Here is a 21,797-nt window from a genome sequence, read left to right as displayed (position 1 = left end):
CCGGCGCGCTTGGGCTTCCGGCGGCATAAGGCACTGGTGAGGCCAGGCCGCGTGTGGCCGGGTGGGGCTAGGGGAGCAAGGACTCCATGATGACGTTTCCGGCGTCCGTCACGGCGTAGCAGTCGACCCGGCGGTCGCCCCTGTCCCAGCTGCTGGAACTCGGGTACGCCAGCTTGTAGCTCAGGGCGTAGTCGCCGGCCTTGTCCGTCAGGGGCGCGGCCTTGCAGGCATCGAGGGCCTTCTGTTTGAGCGGTTCCCGGCCTGGGTAGGAGTCGGTTGCCGCATATTTCACCACGGCAACCAGTTGCGCCGAGTGGCCGGTGGCGCAATCCACGATGGTGGACTGATCGGCGGCCGGGTCGAAGTCCTTGAAGCAGTCGCGCAACTGGAAGTCCATCGGGCTGACGCCTTCCAGCGGCAGGCTTCCGCGGCTGGCCGCGGTGGCTGACGATCCCGGCGACGCGGCGGGGGCCCCGCCGTCGTTGCCGCCGGACGGCTGGGCGCTGCCGGCAAAGGAGGCCACCGCCAACCACACCAGAAGTGCGAGGACAACGAGCCCTGCCGCAGCCGCGCCGAGCCGCTTCCGGCCCTGCCGGCGGATCCGGCGGACCAGGGGTCGGGCGCGGGCCGAGATTTCGGTGACGATGCCGGAGACTGTGAGGCCCGGGCGCCGTGCGGCCGGGGGTTTCAGGCCCCAGGGCGTCCCTGTCGGGTGTTCAGCCGGGTTCCCGGCCGGGTGCTCAGGCGAGTGCGCCGGCGGAGGGGTCCAGGCCGGTTCCCTGTCGGCTTCAACAACGGGCAGGGCGGACGTCGGCAGCCTCGAAGGCGGCGGCGGGATGGACCCGGCGTCGGGCCTTGGATTCTCTTCGGTCACTGAGAACTTCACCACTTCCGTGCATCTTGGCCGGGGCTGGAGGCCCGGCGTCGTGGCCCGTTTCCGGGAGCACACCACGAAACTCTATCGAAGAAGCGCGGCCCGGCGCATGCGTGAGGGGCCGCGGCCCCTGCGCCGGAAGCGCCACGCTGTCCACAGGGGGCGGCCCGGCAAGCAGTTGGCGCCGAAAGCATGTAATCTAGGTGTACGACAAATTGACCAAACATTCCGGGGCCTCACCGATCGCCAAAGGTGACCACCTCCGGTCCAAGTACAAAAGGGGGTCACGCCATGGGGCGCGGCCGTCAAAAGGCAAAAGCTACCAAGCAGGCTCGGGACATCAAGTACTACTCCCCGAACACTGACTATTCGGCCCTTCAGCGCGAGCTCACGGGCCCGGGAAGTCGTGCCACGAACCACTTCGCGGATGACCCGGTCGAACCGGATTATTCGGCCTATGTGGATAAGTACGCGGACGATGTGGAAGACGACGACGACGAGGTTGACTCCCGTCGGATAGGTTAGTCGACGCTTCCTCCCGACGTTTTCTTCGGGGGGATCCTTCCGGCACTGCGGTGCCAGTCAATGATTTTCAGGCCGCCGGCCACACCTGTTTCAGGCGTGGCCGGCGGCTTTTCTTGTGCCCCGCGTGGTTGTCACCGGCGGGACCGCGGGCTAGGTTGATCGTGCCGGATTCCCCCGGACACCAACACCGCCGGACCGGAAGGACCGCCATGACCATGCGCACAGGTTTCGCCGAGGGCGAGCTCTGCTGGACGGATCTCCAGACCAGGGACGTGGAGGCTTCGAAGGCCTTTTACGCGGAGGTTTTCGGCTGGCGGTACGAGGATCTGCCCACCCCGGACGGCCGCAGCTACGCGAAGGCCTACGCCGGTGAGGCCTTGGTGTCCGTGCTCGCGCCGCAGACCCCCGAGCAGGCATCCTCGGGCGAGCCGGCACGGTGGAATGTGTATTTCGCGGTCGACGACGCCCGTGATCTGGCTGCCGAACTGGCGCATTCCGCCGGGCGCCTCGAATTCGGCCCGGAGCCGGTGGGTGACACCGGCGTCATGGTTTCCTTCGCCCCGCCCGGCGGCGGAACTACCGGAGCCTGGCAGGCGGGCACCCACCTCGGGGCGGCCCGGAGCCAGGAGGCCGGCGCCATGGCCTGGGCCGAGCTTCTGACGCCGGAGCCGCAGGCCGCCGTCGGGTTCTTCCAGCAGCTCTTCGGGCACGAGGTGACCGAATACCCCCAGAACGACGGCGGCACGTACACCACGCTCATGGTTGACGGCGCTGAGGTGGCCGGGATCGCCCGGGTCCCAGGCGATGCCCAGGACACGCTCCAGCCGGGGTGGCAGGTTTATTTCGGCGTTGCCGACGTCGCGGCAGCGGTCCGGTCGGCGGTGGCCGCTGGCGGCGTCGTGCTGATCGAACCCGAGGAGGCCGAGGAAGCCGGCACCATCGCCACGCTCCAGGACCCGCAGGGCGGCGTCTTCAACCTTCTGGAGGTCTAGAACCGGAGCCTAAACACATCGAGTGCTCCCCAACGGCCGTTTTCACGTCTCGGAACGGCGGTTGTGGAGCACTCGACGTCGGGTGGGGGCTGTTTAGGCGTAGGCGTTGACCAGCCGGACGGCGCCGCCGTCGACGCCCTTGGCGCCCTGGACGTAGTCCGGGCCGGTCTTGATGATCGAGTCAGAATTCTGCTCCACGGTGCCCATGACCCAGGCCGGCAGCCCGCGTTCGTTGAGGCGGTTCACCGCGGCGTCGGCAGCCTCGGGGGAGACGATCGCGACCATGCCCACGCCCAGGTTCAGCGTGCGCTCCAGGTCGGCCAGGGGGACGTTGCCCAGTTCGGCGACGAGCCGGAAGATGGCCGGGAGCTGCCAGGTGGCGCGGTCCACGGTGGCCAGCAGGCCCTGCGGTAGGACGCGGGCCAGGTTGGCGGCGAGACCGCCGCCCGTCACGTGGCTGAAGCCGTGCACGGCCTGGCCGGCGGCGGAGCCGCTCACCGGGAACGTGCGGGCCAGGTCCAGGCAGTCAGCGGCGTAGACGCGGGTCGGTTCCAGGAGTTCCTCGCCCAGCGTGCGGCTGAATTCGGAGACGTGGCGGTCCAGGGCCCAGCCGGCGTGGTTGATGACGCGGCGGACCAGGGAGTAGCCATTGGAATGCAGGCCCGAGGAGGCCATGCCGATCACCACGTCGCCGGCGCGGACACGGTCCGGGCCCAGCAGGTCGGCGGCTTCGACAACACCGGTAGCGGCACCCGCGACGTCGTACTCGTGCTCGCCCAGCAGGCCCGGGTGCTCGGCGGTTTCGCCGCCCACCAGCGCGGTGCCGGCGACGGAGCAGGCGGCCGCGATGCCACGGACGATGTCCGCGATGCGCTCCGGGACGACCTTGCCGCAGGCGATGTAGTCGGTCATGTACAGCGGCTCGGCGCCCACCACCACGATGTCATCGACCACCATGCCGACAAGGTCGAATCCGATGGTGTCATGGATGTCCATGGCCTGCGCGATGGCGACCTTGGTGCCGACGCCGTCGGTGGAAGTGGCCAGGAGCGGCCGCTTGTAGGTGAGCAGCTTCGAGACGTCGTAGAGGCCGGCGAAACCGCCGACGCCGCCAATCACCGAGGAGTTATGGGTGGCCTTGACGGCATCCTTCATGAGTTCGACGGCGCGGTCTCCCGCCTCGACGTCGACGCCGGCGGAGGCGTAGGTGATGCCGACGGTGTTCTGGGCGGCGTTCATGTCAGCGGCCGGGGAGGCGGAAGTCATACTGGCTCTTTCTTGTCGGCTTTGGTGACGCGGTCGGCATCGGTGAGCAGTTCTTCGAATTCGGAGTCCGGACCCGGATCGCAGCCGGTGGCGCCGGCCTTGTCGGCCGGGTCGTCCGAGATCGAGGTGCCGGGTTCGGCGTCGGCCGCGGCGGATTCACCGGCCGGCGCCGTCGCTACCGTCGCTGCGGCGGTCTCGCCGGTAACAGCCGCGCCGGGAAGGCCGCCGAGGTCGGTGCGCTCGAGCAGGTTCTTGCCCAGCTTGTCGGCGCCGGGCAGCTCGATCGGGTACTGGCCGGTGAAGCAGGCGGTGCAAAGGCGTTCGCGCGGCTGCCGGGTAGCGGCGATCATGCCGTCCTCGGAAATGTAGGCCAACGAGTCGGCGCCGATGGCCTGGGAGATCTCATCGATGGTGGCGCCGTTGGCGATCAGTTCGGCGCGGGAGGCGAAGTCGATGCCGTAGAAACACGGCCACTGCACCGGCGGCGAGGAGATCTTGACGTGGACGGAGGCGGCCCCGGCCTCGCGGAGCATCCGGACGATCGCGCGCTGGGTGTTGCCGCGAACGATCGAGTCGTCCACCACCACCACGCGCTTGCCGCGGATCACGGATTCCAGTGCGTTGAGCTTGAGCCGGATGCCGAGCTGGCGCAAGGTCTGCGACGGCTGGATGAAGGTGCGGCCCACGTAGGCGTTCTTGACGAAGCCGTGTGCGAAGGGGATGCCGGATTCCTCCGCGTAGCCGACGGCGGCGGGGGTGCCGGACTCCGGAACCGGAATGACAATGTCCGCGTCCTGGGTGTTCTCGCGGGCCAGCTGGCGGCCCATCTCCACCCGGGATTCGTAGACCGAGCGGCCGGCAATGGAGGCGTCCGGGCGGGCAAGGTAGACGTATTCGAAGACGCAGCCGGCCGGGGTCGCGTCGGCGAAGCGCTGGGAGCGGACGCCGTCCTCGTCGATCGCGATGAACTCGCCGGGCTCGATTTCGCGGATGAAACTCGCACCGACCGTGGCCAGGGCTGACTGCTCGGAGGCGACCACCCAGCCGCGCTCCAGCCGGCCGAGGCACAGGGGGCGGATGCCGTAGGTGTCGCGGGCCGCGTAGAGGGTTCCCTCATCCATGAAGACGAAGCAGAAGCCGCCCTTGATCTTGGGCAGCAGCTCCATGGCGGTCTGCTCGAGGGACTTGCCCTCTTCACCCTCCAGCAGCGCCGTGACCAGGGCGGTGTCCGAGGTGTTGCCCTGCTTCATCTCGCCGCTCAGGTTTCCGCCGTTGCGGTCCGTGATCATGGCCTTGAGCTCGGCCGTGTTCGTCAGGTTGCCGTTGTGGGCCAGCGCCACGGTGCCCGTGGAGGTCGCTCCCAGGGTGGGCTGGGCGTTGGCCCAGTGGCTCGCACCCGTCGTGGAGTAGCGGCAGTGGCCGACGGCCAGGTGCCCGGTCAGGGTGTTCAGCGTGGCCTCGTCGAAGACTTGGGACACGAGTCCCATGTCCTTGTAGACGTTGATCCGCTTGCCGTCACTGGTTGCAATACCAGCCGACTCCTGGCCGCGGTGCTGCAGTGCATACAGCCCGTAGTAAGTGAGTTTTGCTACTTCTTCACCGGGTGCCCAGACCCCGAAGACGCCGCATGCGTCCTGAGGGCCTTTTTCGCCTGGGAGAAGATCATGGGAAAGTGTTCCATCGCCGCGTGCCACTGGTCGATTATCTCACGATGTGCGCTAAGACTTTTCCCGTGGCCGGATTATGACCTGTCGGCAGACTCAGCCGCGGCTCAGGCGCGGTTCGCGCCGTCGCCAGCGTCCGGGGCGGACTCGACGACGGCGCGCTCGGCGCGGCGGACGCTGATCCGGTCGAGCACGAGGGCCACGGCGGCACCCAGGATGACGCCGCCGGCGGCACAAAGAACCATGAAGAAGCCGAATACCGAGCTGGCGTCGTAGCTGGCATCGCCGGGGAGAGCGTAGGCGATGATGGCGGCCGCGACCACGCCCACGAGCGCGCCCAGAATCAGGAACGGCACGTACTTTGGCGCGCGGCGGACGGTGACCTCGCGCCGCTCGGGGGTGCTGCCCGGAACTGAACCCCCCAGGGGGTCGTTGCCTGCGGTGCCGGGGGTTTCATGGGAAGACATGCCGTTAAGCCTACTGCCGTTCGGCTCATTGCCGGTGACCGGTTCCCGGGGCAGACTAGGGATGGGGGAGGGCCAGGTACAGACGAGCTAAGGAACTGCCATGCTAGCCTCGGCCGACCGTGTTCGTGAGGAGCAGCGCTTGCTCTGGGATGAGTTCTCGGCGGGCTGGAAGAAGTGGGACCCTGAACTGCTTGGCTGGCATGCCCCGTTCGGGGACGCCCTCCTCCGGGAGCTCCGGCTGCGCCCCGACTCCGAGGTGCTGGATGTCGCGGCAGGCACGGGCGAACCCGCTCTCAACGTGGCCGCGCAGGCGCCGGAGGGCCGTGTGGTCCTGACCGACATTTCGGCCGGAATGCTGCGGGTGGCCGAAGAGAAGGCAGCGGCCCGGAACCTGAGCAACGTGGACTTTGAAGTGTGCGATGCGGCCGCCCTGCCGTTCCGTGACAACACCTTCGACGCCGTGTATTGCCGCTTCGGATTGATGTTCTTTCCGGTGATGTCCGCGGCCATGCGCGAGATGGCGCGCACCGCCAAGCCCGGCGCCCGGGTTGGTGCGGTCGTCTGGGGACGCGCCGCCCAGAACCCGTGGGCCAGTCTGATTCTGGGCACGATTGCCCACCATCGCGAACTGCCGATTCCGCCCGCAGGGAACCCAGGGCTGTTCCGCTGCGCACCCACCGGGTTCATGACCCGGATGTTCAAGGAGGCCGGGCTCGCGGATGTGACCGAGTATCAGGTCAACACCGACCTGGTGTTCGAATCCGCGGAGAGCTACTGGGAGTTCATGACCGACATCGCGACCACCGTGGCGATCGGGCTGGCCAAGGCGGACGAGGCTTCGCGGACGCTGATCCGCTCGGATGTGTTCGCGCTGCTGGGACGCTATGAGCACGACGGCGCGATCCGGCTCCGGTCCACCGCCACGGTGGTGGCCGGGACCAAGCCGTAGGCAGCCGGACGATTTTCGCGCCGTTTTCCGGCGCCCGCGCAGCAACCGGCCTGGCACCACTTTGCCGGGTTTTCGCGTCGTTTTCGGACCGGCGCGTCACCATCGGACGGATGCGGCCCGGATCCGCGCTGCATCCGTCCGCTTCCGGAGCCGTGGTCCGAAACCGCAGCGAAAACCGCCGAAGCGCGGCCCGGATCCGCACTGCCTGTGTCCGATTCCGTAGCGCCTTCCCGGAAGCCTGGCAGGATCAGCGCCGGCAGGACGGGAGTGTCCGCCGCGGAACGCCTGCCGCGGCCAGAAATGCCTCAAACTTCCCGGGACTGGACAGCTCCGACCACGTCCAGCGGATCACGCGTCGGCCGGTGGCGCGAATCCGGTCCTCCCGGCGCTTCTCATCGGTGAGGGCCTCAGCGGGTGTCCGGCCCTGCAGGAACTCCGCCTTGCGGTACTTCACGAGCCCGTCGAACTCGCCGCAAAGCTGCTCCTCGGGCCAGTCAAAGTCCGTGAATGCGACCAGCCCGCGGGCGTCGCGGATTTCGACCTGAAGGAAGGGAATCCGGAAGCCGCGCCGGTGCATCAGGGCGCGGCTTACCGATTCGCCGGGGGAGCCGGACGCCGGATCAGCGAAATCCAGGGCGGTCCGGATTCGCCGGGCTGCGGCTTTTGTGTAGTTGCCGTCGATTCCGGCGTGGAGTTCCTCGCGGCTGAGCGGTGCCAGATCGTCAGGCTGCGGCCGGAGGACGTGGTCGAATACCGTGACTCCCTGTTCGAACGATTCGAAGGCGGCCAAGTCCAAGGCTGTCCGGACGCGGTCCGTGACCAGGAGCCCGTGACGCTCCTCGATCTGTGCCGAGTCCAAATCGACGAAGTGCCGCCGGACCCCGGCACGCGAGCGGCCGCCGCCGCCGTCGGAAGTGCATGCGTGGACGAGATGGCGGTGGCCCAGCAACGGCATGTCCCACAGGGCGGCGGAAGACTGGCGACAGAAGATGGTGCGGCTCTTCAACGTGGAGGCCGCCGCCCGGATGAGGACCGGATACCGGTCCCACGGCGTCAGCGATTCCCAGTCTTGCGCCCGGACGTAGACGCCCTGCCGGATCCGCCGGAGCTGCCCGGACTTCGCCTGCCGGGCAAGACCCCGCGCGTCCTGGCCGAGCCGCGCAAGGTCGCTGCTAAGAATCAGTGGTGGTAGTTCCATGCCCCGATGGTGGCCCGTGCGGCTGGGCCGGACAACCACCGCCAGGGCGGATGTGGAGAACCCTTCCGCGGCAGTTTCAGACCGGCGCGACGACGTCGGACTGGCGCGCCGCGGATCCGCGCTGCCTGTATCCGATTCCGTAACCTCGGTCCGAAACCGCAGCGAGAACCGCCCGGGGCGCGGCCGGTTAGACGCCCAGCTCTTCCTTCAGCGCCGCGACGTGGCCCTGGGCCTTGACCTGGTACTGCGCGAGCTTCACCTTGCCCTCGGGGTCCAGCACCACGGTGGAACGGACGATGCCCTCCGTGACCTCGCCGTGGACCAGTTTCTCACCCCAGGCGCCGTAGGCGAGGGCCACGGCATGGTCCTCGTCGGCCAGGAGCGGGAAGGTCAGGGCGAAGTCGCCGGTGAAGTGGGCCAGCGCGTCCGGGGCGTCAGGGGAAATGCCAAGGACCTCGTAGCCCGAGCCCTGCAGGGACGCGAGGTTGTCACGGAAATCGCAGGCTTCGGTGGTGCAGCCCGGAGTCGCGGCCTGCGGGTAGAAGTACACGATGACGTTCTTGCCTCGGTAGTCCGCGAGGGAAACCGGCTTGCCCTCGGCGTCGGGCAGGGTGAATTCCGGGGCCGGCGTGCCGGGCTGGAGTTTGACGGTCGGATTGGGGCTCATGGTGATCCTTCGTGGAGGGGACAACGGGTCTGTGGTGCACAACACTAGGGCCGGAGGCTGTATTCCGTCGGGGTGGGCGGTGGGGTGGGGGTGGCATTGACGGCCGGATTGACGGTTGGATGGGCGGTGCGATCGACGAAGGTCGTGACAGCCCCTTCATAGCTGGCGCATAGATTGGCTGGCTAAAGTGAGGCCCACTATGGACCGTTACACGCCGCGACAATCACGATTCGACTCCCGAGGCGGCGCCGGACGGCAGCCGAGGGTTCGCCGGGTCCGGGCCGTGGTCCTGACGACCTGTGCCGCGGCGCTGGCGGTCGCGCTGGCGGCAGGGATCTATTCCTCAGCGGAAGCCCGCTCGGCCGCCCGTGCGACGCCGACTGCCCCGGCGACGGCCCCGCCCGCTGCGCAGGCCAGCGCCCGGGCGTCTGCGGCGTCCATCGACGCGACGCTCGACGCGCAGCTCGATGCGATCATCGCAGCCAACAGCCAATACCAAATCGGCGTCGCGCTGGTCGACCTCTCCCAGGGTGCAGGCTCCGCCGAGGCCCACGAATACGGGATCCAAGAGAAGTTCGTGGCGGCCAGCACCGCCAAAGTCCTGGCCGCGGCGGCGTACTACCACCTGGTCGAAACCGGGGTGGCCAGCCTCGACGCCCCGCTGGGGAACTACACGGCCGGATTCCAGCTCCGGGAGATGGTCCAGCAGAGCGACAACGACTCGTGGTCGCTGATCATGGATGCTGTGGGCCACCAGGAGCTGACGGAGTACGCGGCAACGATGGGGGTCAGCTACGACCCGGAAGACAACACGCTGACGCCGGCAGAAATGGCGACCATAGTCTCCCGCCTCTACTCCGGATCGCTCCTTAACCCCGCGGACACCGCCCAGCTGCTGTCCTATATGCAGGACACCAACTACGAAACGCTCATTCCCGCCGCAGTGCCGGACGGGATCACGGTCTTCCACAAGTACGGTCTCCTGGGCGATGAGCTGCACGACGCCGCCGTCCTGGCCCGGGACGACACCGCGTACGCCCTGGTGATCTACACCAAGGGCCAGGATCTGAGCGACGACCCGGAACGCACCGAGGTGATCCATCAGCTGACGCAGGCCGTCACGGGCGCCCTCTTCTAGGCCGCCCGTGACAGAACGTGCAGCGTCTTCGGAAATCCGCGGCGGAATCAGACCACCGCACCGCGGATCCGCGGCGCCCCTCTCCGAAACCGGGGCAGAAAACCGAACGCGGCGCGGAGCAGGCGTCCGGCGCTTAGACGCCCAGCTCCACGCGGAGAGCCCGCACGTGGCCCTGCGCGCTGACCTGGTACTGGGCCAGGACCACGTTGCCGTCGGGACCGACCACCACGGTGGACCTGAGGGTTCCTTCGCGGACTTCGCCGTCCACCAGCTTCTCGCCCCAGGCCCCGTACGCCAGGGCTGTGGCGTGGTCTTCGTCCGCGAGCAGCGGGAAGGTCAGGGCATGCTCGGCGGCAAAGGCGGACAGGGCCTCCCGTGCGTCGGGGGAGATGCCCAGGACCTCGTAGCCCGCGCTTTGGAGGGCAGAGAGGTTGTCGCGGAAGTCGCACGCCTCCGCCGTACAGCCGGGGGTGGCGGCGCGGGGGTAGAAGTAGACAATGACGTTCTTGCCACGGTAATCGGCCAGGGAAATCCGGCGCCCCGCAGAGTCGCACAGCGTGAACCCGGGGGCCGGAGCGCCGGTCTGGAGCCTGGTGGTGACGTGCAGCTTGGTGGTCACGGTGGATGGCATGGAGTTCCTTCGATCAAGGGTCGGGATGGTGGCAGCAGCGGGGATCAGATGGTGTATTCCGCCGGTCCGCGGACGGTCGCCAGCGGGCCGGGGACAAAGCGGTAGCCGCCGCTGCGGACGGTGACGACGGCGTGCCGGCAGCCCTTGAGCTTCCGGCGCACCCGGCCGACGTACACATCGATAGACCGGGTGGCCGCACCAGGGGTGTCGAACGCGTCGAGGCAATGCTGCAGTTCCTGCCGGGTTACCGTGCGGGAGCAGTTCTGCACGAGGCATCTCAGGAGGGCGAACTCCACGTCCGTCAGGGGCACGCGCTCGCCGTCGAGTCTGGCCTCCCCGGCCGCGAGGTCGACGGCGAGCCGGGTGATGCTGCCGGGGGCAGGCGCCAGCGGCGCCCCGCTGTAGACTGCGGCCGCGCCGTCGTCCTCAGCCCCGGCAAGCAGTTCAGCCCGGACGGGAAGGTCGGCTCCGGCGGGAACCTCCGGTGCGGTTCCCGCGGGGGTGCCGTCCTCGCCGGGGGACCAGACGACGGCGGACGTTGCTGCCCCGGCGGCGGGCCTAAAGTGGACTTCCGCCTCTGGGGCACATCTGAGGGCGTGGCCAAGCACGAGTTCGGCCGCCCGGGTCAGGACCGCCGGGTCGCAGTCGGCGTTGTCCGGCAGGGTGACCCAGACGGCCAGCCCCTTCGCGGTGAGGCCGGCCTGGCCAGCTCGTCCGAGCTGTCCAGGACGTCCGGCCCGGCCGACAAGCCCGGTCCGGCCAACCGGGCCGCGCTGTCCGTAAGCGGCGTGTGCCGGGCCGGCCGCGGTCGGCTGGCTCATACGCCGCCGCGGCGGATCAGCTTGCCGGTCGGAGTCCGGCAGTCAACCAGGGTGCCGCGGAGGTAGGTCTGCCGGACAACGCCGGACAGCGCCTTGCCGTCATACGGGGTGATGGGGTTCTTGTGCTTGAGCTTGGAGACATCCACGACGTACGCCTCGTCCGGGGCAAAGACGGCGAAGTCGGCGTCGTACCCCAGTGCGAGCTGGCCCTTGTTGGAGAGGCGTGCCAGTGCGGCCGGCTTCTCGGCCATCCACGAGACCACCTGTTCCAGGGGGATGCCGCGGTGCCGGGCCTCGGTCCAGATCAGGGACAGGCCCAGCTGCAGTGAGGAAACGCCGCCCCAGGCCACCGCGAAGTCCCCGTTTTCCAAGTCTTTCAGGTCAAGGGTGGACGGGGAGTGGTCCGAGACGATGCAGTCAATGGTGCCGTCCTGCAGGCCTGCCCAGAGCAGTTCGCGGTTGGAGGCCTCGCGGATCGGCGGGCAGCACTTGTAGGCGGTGGCCCCGTCGGGGATTTCCTCGGCCATGAGCGTGAGGTAATGCGGACAGGTCTCCACCGTGAGGTGGACGCCGTCGCGCTTGGCGCTGGCGATCATGGGCAGGGCGTCGGAGGACGAGAGGTGCAGGATGTGGGCGCGGGCGCCGGTCCAGCGGGCCCGTTCGATGACCTCGGCGATGGCCTTGTTCTCGGCGCCGCGGGGGCGGGAAGCCAGGAACGTTGAGTAATGGTCGCCACCAGGGTGGGGTGCCCGGTCGATCGCGTGGGAGTCCTCGGCGTGGACGATCATGAGCGAGTCAAAGGTTTTAAGCTCGGCCATGTCCTCTTCCATCTCGTCAGCGTCCAGGTGCGGGAACTCGTCCACGCCGGAGTGCAGCAGGAAGCACTTGAAGCCGAACACGCCCTCGTCGTGGAGGCCGCGCAGCTCGGCCTTGTTCCCCGGCACGGCACCGCCCCAGAACCCGACGTCCACGAACGCCTGGTCCTCGGCCACCTCACGCTTGAGCTTGAGCCCTGCGACAGTGGTGGTGGGCGGGATGGAATTCAGCGGCATGTCGATGATGGTGGTCACGCCGCCGGCGGCGGCCGCCCGGGTGGCGGAGGCGAAGCCTTCCCATTCGGTGCGTCCGGGCTCGTTGACGTGGACGTGGGTGTCCACGAGGCCCGGCAGCAGGGTTTCGTCGTCGGCGAGCTCAATCACTTCCGCGCCGGCAAGCCCGTTGCCCAGGGGCTCGATCGCGACGATCTTGCCTCCGCGCACGCCCACTTCACGCGCCGCGATGCCGGCGGTGGTGAGGATGCGCTGGCCCCGGATGACGAGGTCAAAGCGTTCTTCAGACATTGAGGGGCTCCTTTGTGCGGGCACTTTTCGCTGGTGCGGTGCTGGCCGGGACCAGGCCCGGCAGTTCCGCGCCGATCCGCTTTCCCAATTGTTCAAGCAGGGGACCTGCTTCGGCTATACAAGTTTCCACCTTGGCCTCCAGCGAAGTCAGCGGGTAGACCTGCCGGAATCCGGATTCCTTCTGCTGTTCCGGTGTCAGGGTGGTGCGGCCGCAGACCGCGACCACGGGGAGCCCGGCGCGCCGGGCCGCCCGGGCAACGCCCGCGGGAGTCTTGCCGAGCAGAGTCTGTTCGTCCAGGCTGCCTTCGCCGGTGATCACCAGGTCCGCGCCGGACAGCCGTTCTGCCAGTCCGGTGAATTCGAGGACGACGTCGATGCCCGGCCGGCGGGTCGCGGCCAGTGCCGCGATCGCCGCATAGCCCACGCCGCCGGCTGCGCCCGCGCCCGGAGCCTCGGCTGCCCGGAGCGCCCGGGGGCCGATCTCGGATGTCAGGACCTGCACGAAGTGGGCCAATGCTGCATCCAGGAGCACGACGTCGGCGGGGGTGGCGCCCTTTTGCGGGCCGAAGATGCGTGCGGCGCCGGACGGTCCGAGCAACGGGTTGTCGACGTCGCTGGCGAGCACGAAGCGTGCCTCGTCCAGGCGGGGATCGAACCCGGAGAAGTCGATCCAGGCCAGCCGGGCCAGGGCTGCCCCGCCAAGCGGCAGCTCACGGCCGTCGGCGTCGAGCAACCTGGCGCCGAGACCCTGCAGGACGCCGGCGCCGCCGTCGGTGTTGGCGCTCCCGCCGACCCCGAGGATGATCTGCCGGCACCCGGCGTCGAGCGCCGCGCGGATCAGTTCGCCGGTGCCCAGGCTGCTGGCGCCGCTGGCGCTCGCCGAATCCGGCACTGCACCGGCGCGGCTGCCCGGCAGCACGGCGAGTCCGGAGGCGGTGGCCATCTCGATGACGGCAACGCGACCGCGGACGGCGAAGTCCGCGCGGACCGGCTCGCCGGTGGGGCCGCTGACGACGGCGCTCCGGCGGGCGAAGCCGGAGCCGACGGCGGCATCGAGGGTGCCCTCGCCGCCGTCGGCCACGGGAATCCTGACTACCTCAAGGTTGCCGCCACAGGCGCGTTGAAGCCCCGTTTCAAGGTGCCGGGCAACGTCCGGGGCAGAGAGCGAGCCTTTGAACTTGTCCGGCGCTATGACCACCTTCATCTCAGGCCTGCATCGCCAGGATGGCGGTGGGGGCGTCGGCAGCGGTCTCGGCCAGGGCCTCGAACTCGTTGACCGCGTTGATCTCCACACCCATGGAGATGTTGGTGATCTTTTCCAGGATCACTTCCACCACCACGGGAACCTTGAATTCGCCGGCGAGGGCCTTGGCCTTGTCGAAAGCGGACGCCAGGTCGTTGGGGTCCTCCACGCGGACGGCCTTGCAGCCCAGGCCTTCGGCCACCTTGATGTGGTCCACGCCGTAGCCGCTTGCCGTTGCCGAGAGATCAGTGGAGTTGATGTTCTCGAACGCCAGGGACACGTTCTGTTCCATGTTGAAGCCGCGCTGGGATTGGCGGATCAGGCCCAGGTAGGAGTTGTTGACCACCACGTGGATGTACGGCAGGTTGAACTGCGCGCCCACGGCCAGCTCCTCGATCATGAACTGGAAATCGTAGTCACCGGACAGGGCAACAACGGTCTGGTCCGGCTTGCCGCGGACAACGCCCAGGGCGGCCGGTGCGGTCCAGCCCAGCGGGCCGGCTTGGCCGGCGTTGATCCACTTGCGCGGGCCGAACACGTGCAGCATCTGGGCGCCGGCGATCTGGGACAGGCCGATCGTGGAGACGTACGTGGTGTCCTTGCCGAATGACTTGTTCATCTCCTCGTACACGCGCTGCGGCTTGATCGGGATGTTCTCGAAGTGCGTCTTGCGGTGCAGGCTGGCCTTGCGCTCGGCGCACTCGGCCGCCCAGGCGCTGTAGTCCGGCAGCGAGCCGGCAGCCTTGCGCTCACGGACGAGGTCCACCAGCCCGGCCAGGGCGGCGCCGGCGTCGGACGCGATGCCCAGGTCCGGCGAGAACACGCGGCCGATCTGCGTGGGCTCGATGTCGATGTGCACGAACTTCCGGCCTGCCGTGTAGGTGTCCAGGCCGCCGGTGTGGCGGTTGGCCCAGCGGTTGCCGATGCCGATCACGAAGTCGCTGCGCAGGTAGTTCTCGTTGCCGTAACGGTGGCTGGTCTGCAGGCCCACCATGCCGGCCATCAAGGCGTGGCCGTCCGGGATCGCGCCCCAGCCCATCAGGGTGGGGATGACCGGAACGCCCAGCAGTTCGGCCAGTTCCACCAGTTGCTCGGAGGCGCCGGCGTTGATGATGCCGCCGCCGGCCACGATCAGCGGGCGTTCGCCGGCCGTCAGCATGTCCAGTGCCTTTTCCAGCTGCTTGCGGCTGGCCTTGGGCTTCTCAACCGGCAGCGGCTCGTAGGTCTCGATGTCGAACTCGATCTCGGCCATCTGAACGTCGATCGGCAGGTCCAGCAGCACCGGGCCCGGACGGCCGGAGCGCATCAGCTGGAAGGCCTTCTGGAAGGCGCCGGGAACCTGGCCGGGCTCCAGGATGGTCATGGCCATCTTGGTGACGGGTTTGGTGATGGACTCGATGTCCACGGCCTGGAAGTCTTCCTTGTGCAGCTTGGCGACCGGGGCTTGGCCGGTGATGCAGAGCATCGGGATGGAGTCTGCCCAGGCTGCGTACAGCCCCGTGATCATGTCCGTGCCGGCGGGGCCGGACGTGCCGATGCAGATGCCGATGTTGCCGTCCGCTGCACGCGAGTAGCCGTCGGCCATGTGGCTGGCGCCCTCAACGTGACGGGCCAGGGTGTGGCGGATGCCGCCGTGGGCCCGCATCGCGGAATAGAACGGGTTGATTGCCGCCCCTGGCAGGCCGAACGCCTCGGTGGCGCCCTCCTTTTCCAGGATGGCGACGGCTGCGTCAACAGTGCGCATCTTCGTCATGGTGTGCTCCTTGAAAGTCTGTTTTGGGTGTGGAGGGGGAGCCGCCGTCGTGAAGTACGACGGCGGTTGCCCTGTTTTGCTTGGTTCCGGCCTGTCGCCGGGCTGCTTACTTCCGGCCTGGGTTACTTTCGACCGCTGAGCTGGAGGACCTGCTTGAAGAGGCCCGAGTGATCGAGTCCGCCGTCGCCCTGGTTGACGGTGGCGGCGACGAGCTGTGCGACGACGGCGCCGAGGGGGACGGCGACGTTGGCCTCGCGGGCAGCGGAGGTGACGATGCCGAGGTCCTTGTGGTGCAGGGCCAGGCGGAATCCGGGGTCGAAGTTGCGGTCCAGCATCTTCTGGCCCTTCTGATCCAGGACCTTGGAGCCGGCGAGTCCGCCGCCGAGGACCTTGAGGGCGGCGTCCGTGTCCACGCCGTAGGCCTCGAGGAAGGCAATCGCCTCGGCCAGGACCTCGATGTTGACCGCGACGATCAGCTGGTTGGCTGCCTTGACGGTCTGGCCGGAACCGGACGGGCCGACGTGGACGATGGTCTTGCCGACGGCCGTCAGGACGTCCTGGGCGGCCTCGAAGTCAGCGGCGTCGCCGCCCACCATGATGGACAGCGCGGCGTCGATCGCGCCCTGTTCGCCGCCGGATACGGGGGCATCGAGGGGACGGATCCCGGCTGCTTTGGCGTCGTCGGCCAAACGCTTGGCGACGTCGGGGCGGATGCTGGATGCGTCGATCCAGAGCGTGCCCTGCTTGGCGTTGGCGAACACGCCGTCGGCGCCGCCGACGACGCCTTCAACATCGGGGGAGTCCGGCACCATGGTGATGACGACGTCGGCGTCCTTGACGGCCTCGGCAATGCTGCCGGCACCGCGACCGCCTTCGGAGACGAGCTTGTCGATTTTGTCCTGGCTGCGGTTGAAGCCGGTGACCGTGTGGCCGGCCTTGACGAGGTTGATGGCCATGGGCAGGCCCATGATGCCGAGTCCGATCACTGCAACGTTGCTCATTGTTCTTTCCTTTACTGAAGTCTTGTTAGCGCGGGTGCGTGCGTGCGGGCGGGGACTAGCCTGCGGCGTGCTGGCGGATGGCCCAGGCGAAGGCGGTTTCCGCCGGTTCCTTGTATTCAAGGCCGATGTAGCCCTCGTAGCCGAGTTCGCGGCTGCGGGTGATCCATTCGCCCAGCGGCAGGGTCCCGGTTCCGGGGGCGCCGCGGCCGGGGCTGTCGGCGATCTGGATGTGGCCGAAGTCTTTGGCGTGCCCTTCGATGACGGCAGCGACGTCGTCACCGTTGACCGCCAGGTGGTAGAAGTCGGCCAGGAGCTTGATGTTCTCCGCGCCGGTTTCGTTGTTGACCCGGGCGATGACGTCGAGAGCATCCGCCGCGGTCAGCAGCGGGTAGCGGGGTGCGCCGCTGACCGGCTCCAGCAGGACGGTTCCGCCGATCCGGGCGACTCCGGCGGCTGCGGCGGCCAGGTTCTGTACGGCGAGTTCGTCCTGTTCCTCGGGGGAGTGCTCCTCCTGGCGGTTGCCGTACAGGGCGTTGAAGGCGGTGCAGCCGAGTCGCGCGCCGATCCCGGCGACGACGTCGATGTTGTCGTTGAATTCGGCGCTGCGGCCCTTCCAGGACACGAAGCCCCGGTCTCCCGCGGGCATGTCGCCGGCGTTGAAGTTCAGGCCGGTGAGCTGCACGCCGGCGTCCGTGATGGCGTTCTCGAACCGGGTGACCTGGGCGTCGGTAGGGACGGAGGTCTCGAAGGGCCACCAGAATTCGACGGCGTCAAAACCGGCGGCCTTCGCCGCGGCCGGGCGTTCCAGGAGAGGGAGCTCCGTCAGGAGGATGGAGCAGTTCACGGTGTACGTCATTGTGGGTTCCTTCCGGTGTGGGCGGGAGCTGGATCCCGGGCTTCGTTGCCTTGCAGACCGTCTCTTGCGATTTCCGCTTTGTGGAATTTAGATTCTGCTTTATGAAAAGTGTAGGGAAGGTAGGGCAGGAGAGTCAAGGGGTGCGCGTCAAGCGGCATATGTCCAGGAGGGGCGCGGGGGTGCTGCGGATCCGGCGAAGGGTGGTTCTACCGCTTCGTGGGATCTTTCCGGGCTGCCAAGCCCACGAGCGCGCCGATGCCCAGGCCGATCAGCAGGCCTGTGAACGGCTTGTCGACGGTGGTGACTCCGATGGCGAAGCCGAGGGCCGCGCCAAGGAGCATTCCGATCCACAGGGATTCGTACTTCACAGCCTCAGGCTAGCAAGCATCGCCCGGCCCGCAAGGGCTTCCGGCTTGGGAACCTCATTTGGTGCGGAGGCGCGCACGGCCCCGGAGCCACGAAAGAGTCGGGAGCCACGAAGGAGTCGGGAGCCACGAAGGAGTCCGCCCCGCCAGGCGGGGCGGACTCCACAGGGTGATTTCAGCACAGCGCGGAACGGCACTCGCTGGAGCAGCAATGTGCGGACCAGCAGTGCGTGCACCGGTACGGCGCGGACCTGCCTTAGGTCAGGCGGATCTGGCGGTTGACGTCCTTGTAGAGCAGGTAGCGAAACGGACCCGGGCCGCCGGCGTAGCAGGCCTGCGGGCAGAAGGCCCGGAGCCACATGAAGTCGCCGGCCTCGACTTCCACCCAGTCGTCGTTGAGGCGGTAGACGGCTTTGCCCTCCAGGACGAAGAGTCCGTGTTCCATCACGTGGGTTTCGGCGAAGGGGATGGACGCCCCGGGCTGGAACGTGACGATGTTGACGTGCATGTCGTGGGCGAGGTCGTCGGGGTCCACGAAGCGGGTGGTGGCCCAGGCGCCGTTGGTGTTCGGCATGGGCCGGGGCTCGACGTCCTGGTCACGGGTGACGAAGGATTTGGCCGTGAAGCCTTCCAGGGGCTCGTAGGCCTTGCGGATCCACTGGAAGCTGGCGGCCTCGCCGGCGGAGTCGTTGGACACTTTCCAGTCCGAGCCGGCGGCGAGGTAGGCATAGCCGCCGGCCTCGAGGTGGTGGATTTCGCCGTCGAGGGTCAGTGTCAGTTCGCCCTTGGTCAGGAAGATCACGCCTTCGACGCCGGCCTCTGCCTCGGGCTTGTCGCTGCCGCCGCCCGGGCCCACCTCGACAATCAGCTGCGAGAACGTCGTGGCAAAGCCGGCGATGGGCCGGGCGATGATCCAGGACCGGGTGTTGGTCCAGCCGGGAAGGTTGCTGGTGACGATGTCGCGCAGCACCCCCTTGGGGATGACGGTGTAGGCCTCCTTGACCACGGCGCGGTCGGTGAGAAGCTGGGTCTGTGGCGGCAGGCCGCCTTCGGGGGAAAAGTAGTTGCTCATGGGTGGGTTCCTTCTGCAGAGAGGGTTGAGGAGTTGGCCAGCCGCGGGTGGGCCAGCACGGTGAGTTGCGTAAGTCCGACGCCGGCCAGCGCGAGGACTTCATCGGCGCCTACAGCGCCACATTGGACGCCGCGCAGCACAAAGGCTGCCAGGGCGCGTGCGGTGGCGGGCTCATCCATGACGCCGCCGCCGGTTTGTTCCACGTAATTGCGGAGCCGGGCACCGGCAGCGGGGAGCCCCTGCCGGTAGAAGGCGTAAGTCGCGGCAAACCGGCTGGGCAGCTGGGCGGGGTGGAGGTCCCAGCCCTGGTAGTAGCCGCGTTCCAGCGACCGGCGGACCAGCCGCCCGTGGAGCTGCCAGGCCTGTTCCACGTTGTCGCCCACCGGGATGATGTTGGTGGAGCCGTCGGAGAGCCGGATGCCGGTGCCGGCCACGGCAAGCTGCATGACTTCCTTGGCGAAGTCCGCCACGGGATGTTCCATGGACTGGTATTCGGCCGAGATCTGCAGCGACGCGGAGTAGTCGTACGTTCCGTAGTGCAGCCCGCTGATCCGGCCGGGCACCGCGTGCGGCAGGCGCGTCACCGGAGATGTCCCGTCCGGGCCCAGGATGAGCTGCGGCGTTTCCACCTGCACCTCGAACCGGAGCCGGCCCGCGGGGAGCGAGTGGACGTCCTCGAGCCGGGACACGGCGAAGGCCATGGCCTCCACCTGCGCCACGGTGGTGACCTTGGGCAGGGTGAGGATGAGCCCATCCGGGAGTTCGCCGGCCGCGGCCAGCTGCGACACGAAGAGGTCCAGGGTCCGCAGTCCCCGGGCCCGGGTGGCGGCTTCGAAACACTTGAAACGGATTCCGATGAACGGCGGCGCGGTGCCGGCGGTGACGGCGGCGGCCACGGCGGACGCCGCGGCAACAGCGGCGGTGTCCTCGGCGTCGTCGCCCCGGTCCCCGAACCCGTCCTCGAAGTCCAGCCGGAGGTCCTCGACGGGCTCGGTTGAGAGTTTGGCCCGGACCCGGGGCGAGACGGCTCCCGCCAGGCCGGCGTCCTGGCCCTGCAGTGCGCACAGGCTTTCGACGCCGCCGCGGGCGTCCAGCGCGGCGAGGGCCTGGGCGCCCCAGTCGGAGGTGAACTCCGGGCTGAAGCGGTCGGCGGGAACGTAGACGGTGTGCACGGGCTGGCGGGAGCCGTCGTCGCCCGGGTAGTTGCGCTCCAGCAGCCGGTCGGTGTCGGCGAGCTGCGCGTCGATCCTGGCGAGGTCGGCCCCGGAGAGGGACGGCGTCACCGGACCCTGGCTCCGTCCCTGTGCCTGTGGCCGTAGTCCGGCGCCGGGGGAGGTGGCTGCCATCCCTCAGCCCACCAGCTCGTAGGCCGGGGTGGTGAGGAAATCCGTGTAGTCCTCGGACAGGCAGATGTCGCCGATCAGGCGGCTGGCCGGAAGGTAGTGCTTCGCAAAAGCGTCCTCGCCCACCTCGCCGCGGAGCTTCTCGGTCTCCTCGGCGAGGATGGCGGACACCAGTTCGCGGGTGACGGTCCCGCCGGTGTCGGCGAGCACCGAGTGGTTGCGGATCTGCTGCCAGACCTGGGAGCGCGAGATTTCGGCCGTGGCGGCGTCCTCCATCAGGTTGTGGATGGCTACGGCGCCGTTTCCGGAGATCCAGACGGCGGTGTAGGCCACGGCGACGTAGAGGTTCAGGCGCATGCCTGCCTCGGTCACCTGGCCCTGGGCGGAACGGATGTCCAGAAGCTGCTCGGCGGTGACGCTGACCTCGGGCCGCTGCTTGTCCAGCTGGTTGGGCCGCGCACCCAGGACTGAGTCGAACACCTCGCGGCAGATCGGCACCAGGTCTGGGTGCGCCACCCAGGAGCCGTCGAAGCCGTCGGTGGCCTCGCGGGTCTTGTCCGCCCGGACCTTCTCGAAGGCCTGGGCGGTCACCTCGGGTTCGCGCCGGTTGGGGATTACCGCCGCCATGCCGCCCATGGCGAAGGCGCCGCGGCGGTGGCAGGTCTTGACCAGGAGTTCGGTGTAGGCCCGCATGAACGGTGCGGTCATGGCGACGCTGGCCCGGTCGGGAAGGACAAAGCTCTCGCCGGCGTCCCGGAAGTACTTGATGATGCTGAACAGGTAGTCCCAGCGTCCGGCATTCAGGCCGGAGGCGTGGTCGCGGAGTTCGAAGAGGATCTCATCCATCTCGAAGGCCGCCGGAATGGTCTCGATCAGGACGGTGGCGCGGATGGTGCCCTGCGGGATGCCGAGATAGTCCTGCGCGAAGACGAAGATCTCGTTCCACAGCCGTGCCTCGAGGTGGCTCTCCATCTTGGGCAGGTAGTAGTACGGTCCGTGGCCGTTCTCCAGGAGCCGCTTGGCGGTGTGGAAGAAGTGCAGGCCGAAGTCCACCAGGGCTCCGATCGTGTGTTCCCCGCCGATCAGCAGGTGCCGTTCGCCCATGTGCCAGCCGCGGGGCCGGGCCACCACGACGGCGAGCGGGGCGTCGGTGCGCAGCGCGTACTCTTTGCCTTCGGGCGAGGTGTACTTCAGTGTTCCCTCGGCGGCGTCGCGGAGGTTGAGGATCGATTCGACCACGTTGGACCAGGTGGGCGTGCTGGCGTCCTCGAGGTCGGCGAGCCACACCTTTGCACCGGAGTTCAGCGCGTTGATGGCCATCTTGGCCGGGGCGGCCGGCCCGGTCATCTCGACCCGGCGGTCCTGCAGGGCTGCCGGTGCCGGAGCCACGCTCCAGTCGGCGTCGCGGATCTCCTGGGTATCCGGCAGGAAATCCAGGCGGCCGGTCCGTGCCACGTGCTCGCGCTTGACGGCTCTGGCCTTGAGAAGTTCGGCACGGGTTCCGGCAAAGCGAAGGTGAAGTTCCTCGACGAAGGCGAGAGCCTCCGGGGTCAGGATTTCCCCGGCCCGGTCGATGGGCTGGGGATCGGTGACGGTGAGAGCCATTTCTGGTCCTTCCTGGGCTTGAATAAG

General features: G+C 68.3%; 21 protein-coding genes. 4 read left to right on the top strand and 17 right to left on the bottom strand.

Features of this window, described 5'->3' with window-relative positions; genetic code table 11:
- Nucleotides 1-67: 67 nt before the first annotated feature.
- A complete protein-coding gene (locus AB4Y72_RS13325; RefSeq protein WP_441426633.1) occupies nucleotides 68-889 on the bottom strand; it encodes a septum formation family protein in 822 nt (273 codons plus the stop codon).
- A gap of 276 nt (nucleotides 890-1,165) precedes the next feature.
- On the opposite strand from AB4Y72_RS13325, the gene AB4Y72_RS13320 reads away from it, so the two are divergent.
- Entirely contained in the window at nucleotides 1,166-1,399 is a 234-nt protein-coding gene (locus tag AB4Y72_RS13320) for a DUF3073 domain-containing protein (protein ID WP_441426632.1), read from the top strand.
- Nucleotides 1,400-1,608: 209 nt separating this feature from the next.
- Nucleotides 1,609-2,391, top strand: coding sequence for a VOC family protein (locus AB4Y72_RS13315; protein ID WP_441426631.1), 783 nt, complete (start codon nucleotides 1,609-1,611; stop codon nucleotides 2,389-2,391).
- Between the two features lie 93 nt (nucleotides 2,392-2,484).
- Here AB4Y72_RS13315 and purM read toward each other — a convergent pair whose 3' ends face one another.
- The 3 genes from purM to AB4Y72_RS13300 all read right to left on the bottom strand — a co-directional run bounded on the left by purM (nucleotide 2,485) and on the right by AB4Y72_RS13300 (nucleotide 5,788).
- The gene (gene purM, locus AB4Y72_RS13310) at nucleotides 2,485-3,657 is read right to left on the bottom strand and encodes a phosphoribosylformylglycinamidine cyclo-ligase (RefSeq protein WP_441426630.1); all 1,173 of its coding nucleotides are present in this window, start codon (nucleotides 3,655-3,657) and stop codon (nucleotides 2,485-2,487) included.
- Nucleotides 3,654-5,351, bottom strand: a complete 1,698-nt coding sequence (gene purF, locus AB4Y72_RS13305; RefSeq protein WP_441426629.1) for an amidophosphoribosyltransferase — start codon at nucleotides 5,349-5,351, stop codon at nucleotides 3,654-3,656. The genes purM and purF overlap by 4 nt, the downstream gene beginning before the upstream one ends.
- A gap of 77 nt (nucleotides 5,352-5,428) precedes the next feature.
- Entirely contained in the window at nucleotides 5,429-5,788 is a 360-nt protein-coding gene (locus AB4Y72_RS13300; RefSeq protein ID WP_441426628.1) for a hypothetical protein, read from the bottom strand.
- 100 nt (nucleotides 5,789-5,888) lie between these two features.
- On the opposite strand from AB4Y72_RS13300, the gene AB4Y72_RS13295 reads away from it, so the two are divergent.
- Nucleotides 5,889-6,737 carry a class I SAM-dependent methyltransferase gene (locus AB4Y72_RS13295; protein WP_441426627.1) on the top strand — a complete coding sequence of 283 codons (849 nt, stop codon included), beginning with the start codon at nucleotides 5,889-5,891 and terminating at the stop codon, nucleotides 6,735-6,737.
- A gap of 247 nt (nucleotides 6,738-6,984) precedes the next feature.
- Here the strand turns inward: AB4Y72_RS13295 and AB4Y72_RS13290 are convergent, their stop codons facing one another.
- Nucleotides 6,985-7,935, bottom strand: coding sequence for a hypothetical protein (locus tag AB4Y72_RS13290; RefSeq protein ID WP_441426626.1), 951 nt, complete (start codon nucleotides 7,933-7,935; stop codon nucleotides 6,985-6,987).
- A gap of 187 nt (nucleotides 7,936-8,122) precedes the next feature.
- Nucleotides 8,123-8,602: a thioredoxin-dependent thiol peroxidase gene (bcp, locus tag AB4Y72_RS13285; RefSeq protein ID WP_441426625.1), complete on the bottom strand. Its 480-nt coding sequence runs from the start codon at nucleotides 8,600-8,602 to the stop codon at nucleotides 8,123-8,125.
- 199 nt (nucleotides 8,603-8,801) lie between these two features.
- On the opposite strand from bcp, the gene AB4Y72_RS13280 reads away from it, so the two are divergent.
- A complete protein-coding gene (locus AB4Y72_RS13280) occupies nucleotides 8,802-9,740 on the top strand; it encodes a serine hydrolase (protein WP_441426624.1) in 939 nt (312 codons plus the stop codon).
- Nucleotides 9,741-9,873: 133 nt separating this feature from the next.
- Here AB4Y72_RS13280 and AB4Y72_RS13275 read toward each other — a convergent pair whose 3' ends face one another.
- The 11 genes from AB4Y72_RS13275 to aceB form a co-directional block, all read right to left on the bottom strand.
- Nucleotides 9,874-10,371, bottom strand: coding sequence for a peroxiredoxin (locus AB4Y72_RS13275; protein WP_441426623.1), 498 nt, complete (start codon nucleotides 10,369-10,371; stop codon nucleotides 9,874-9,876).
- A gap of 44 nt (nucleotides 10,372-10,415) precedes the next feature.
- A complete protein-coding gene (locus AB4Y72_RS13270; protein WP_441426622.1) occupies nucleotides 10,416-11,192 on the bottom strand; it encodes a winged helix-turn-helix domain-containing protein in 777 nt (258 codons plus the stop codon).
- Nucleotides 11,189-12,532, bottom strand: coding sequence for an allantoinase AllB (allB, locus tag AB4Y72_RS13265; RefSeq protein WP_441426621.1), 1,344 nt, complete (start codon nucleotides 12,530-12,532; stop codon nucleotides 11,189-11,191). The genes AB4Y72_RS13270 and allB overlap by 4 nt, the downstream gene beginning before the upstream one ends.
- Complete coding sequence (locus tag AB4Y72_RS13260) at nucleotides 12,525-13,736, bottom strand: glycerate kinase (RefSeq protein WP_441426620.1); 1,212 nt, start codon at nucleotides 13,734-13,736, stop codon at nucleotides 12,525-12,527. Before AB4Y72_RS13260 ends, allB begins: the two co-directional genes overlap by 8 nt.
- A 1-nt stretch (nucleotide 13,737) precedes the next feature.
- A complete protein-coding gene (gene gcl / locus AB4Y72_RS13255; RefSeq protein WP_441426619.1) occupies nucleotides 13,738-15,528 on the bottom strand; it encodes a glyoxylate carboligase in 1,791 nt (596 codons plus the stop codon).
- Nucleotides 15,529-15,650: 122 nt separating this feature from the next.
- On the bottom strand, nucleotides 15,651-16,649 hold the full coding sequence (locus AB4Y72_RS13250; RefSeq protein WP_441426618.1) for a 2-hydroxy-3-oxopropionate reductase: 999 nt from the start codon (nucleotides 16,647-16,649) through the stop codon (nucleotides 15,651-15,653).
- The gene (locus AB4Y72_RS13245; RefSeq protein WP_441426617.1) at nucleotides 16,585-17,385 is read right to left on the bottom strand and encodes a hydroxypyruvate isomerase family protein; all 801 of its coding nucleotides are present in this window, start codon (nucleotides 17,383-17,385) and stop codon (nucleotides 16,585-16,587) included. Before AB4Y72_RS13245 ends, AB4Y72_RS13250 begins: the two co-directional genes overlap by 65 nt.
- Nucleotides 17,386-17,591: 206 nt before the next feature.
- Nucleotides 17,592-17,753, bottom strand: coding sequence for a glycine zipper domain-containing protein (locus AB4Y72_RS13240; RefSeq protein WP_202615868.1), 162 nt, complete (start codon nucleotides 17,751-17,753; stop codon nucleotides 17,592-17,594).
- Nucleotides 17,754-18,006: 253 nt separating this feature from the next.
- Nucleotides 18,007-18,822 (bottom strand): bifunctional allantoicase/(S)-ureidoglycine aminohydrolase, encoded by an 816-nt coding sequence (locus AB4Y72_RS13235; RefSeq protein ID WP_116767195.1) that lies wholly within the window; start codon nucleotides 18,820-18,822, stop codon nucleotides 18,007-18,009.
- A complete protein-coding gene (locus AB4Y72_RS13230) occupies nucleotides 18,819-20,105 on the bottom strand; it encodes a DUF6986 family protein (RefSeq protein WP_441426616.1) in 1,287 nt (428 codons plus the stop codon). The genes AB4Y72_RS13235 and AB4Y72_RS13230 overlap by 4 nt, the downstream gene beginning before the upstream one ends.
- A gap of 66 nt (nucleotides 20,106-20,171) precedes the next feature.
- Complete coding sequence (gene aceB / locus AB4Y72_RS13225; protein ID WP_441426615.1) at nucleotides 20,172-21,770, bottom strand: malate synthase A; 1,599 nt, start codon at nucleotides 21,768-21,770, stop codon at nucleotides 20,172-20,174.
- Nucleotides 21,771-21,797: the final 27 nt, after the last annotated feature.

The organism is Arthrobacter sp. YAF34 (genome assembly GCF_052113245.1).
Lineage (GTDB): Bacteria > Actinomycetota > Actinomycetes > Actinomycetales > Micrococcaceae > Arthrobacter.
The sequence above is the reverse complement of the archived record's forward strand: the minus strand, read 5'-3'. Positions and strand labels throughout refer to the sequence as shown.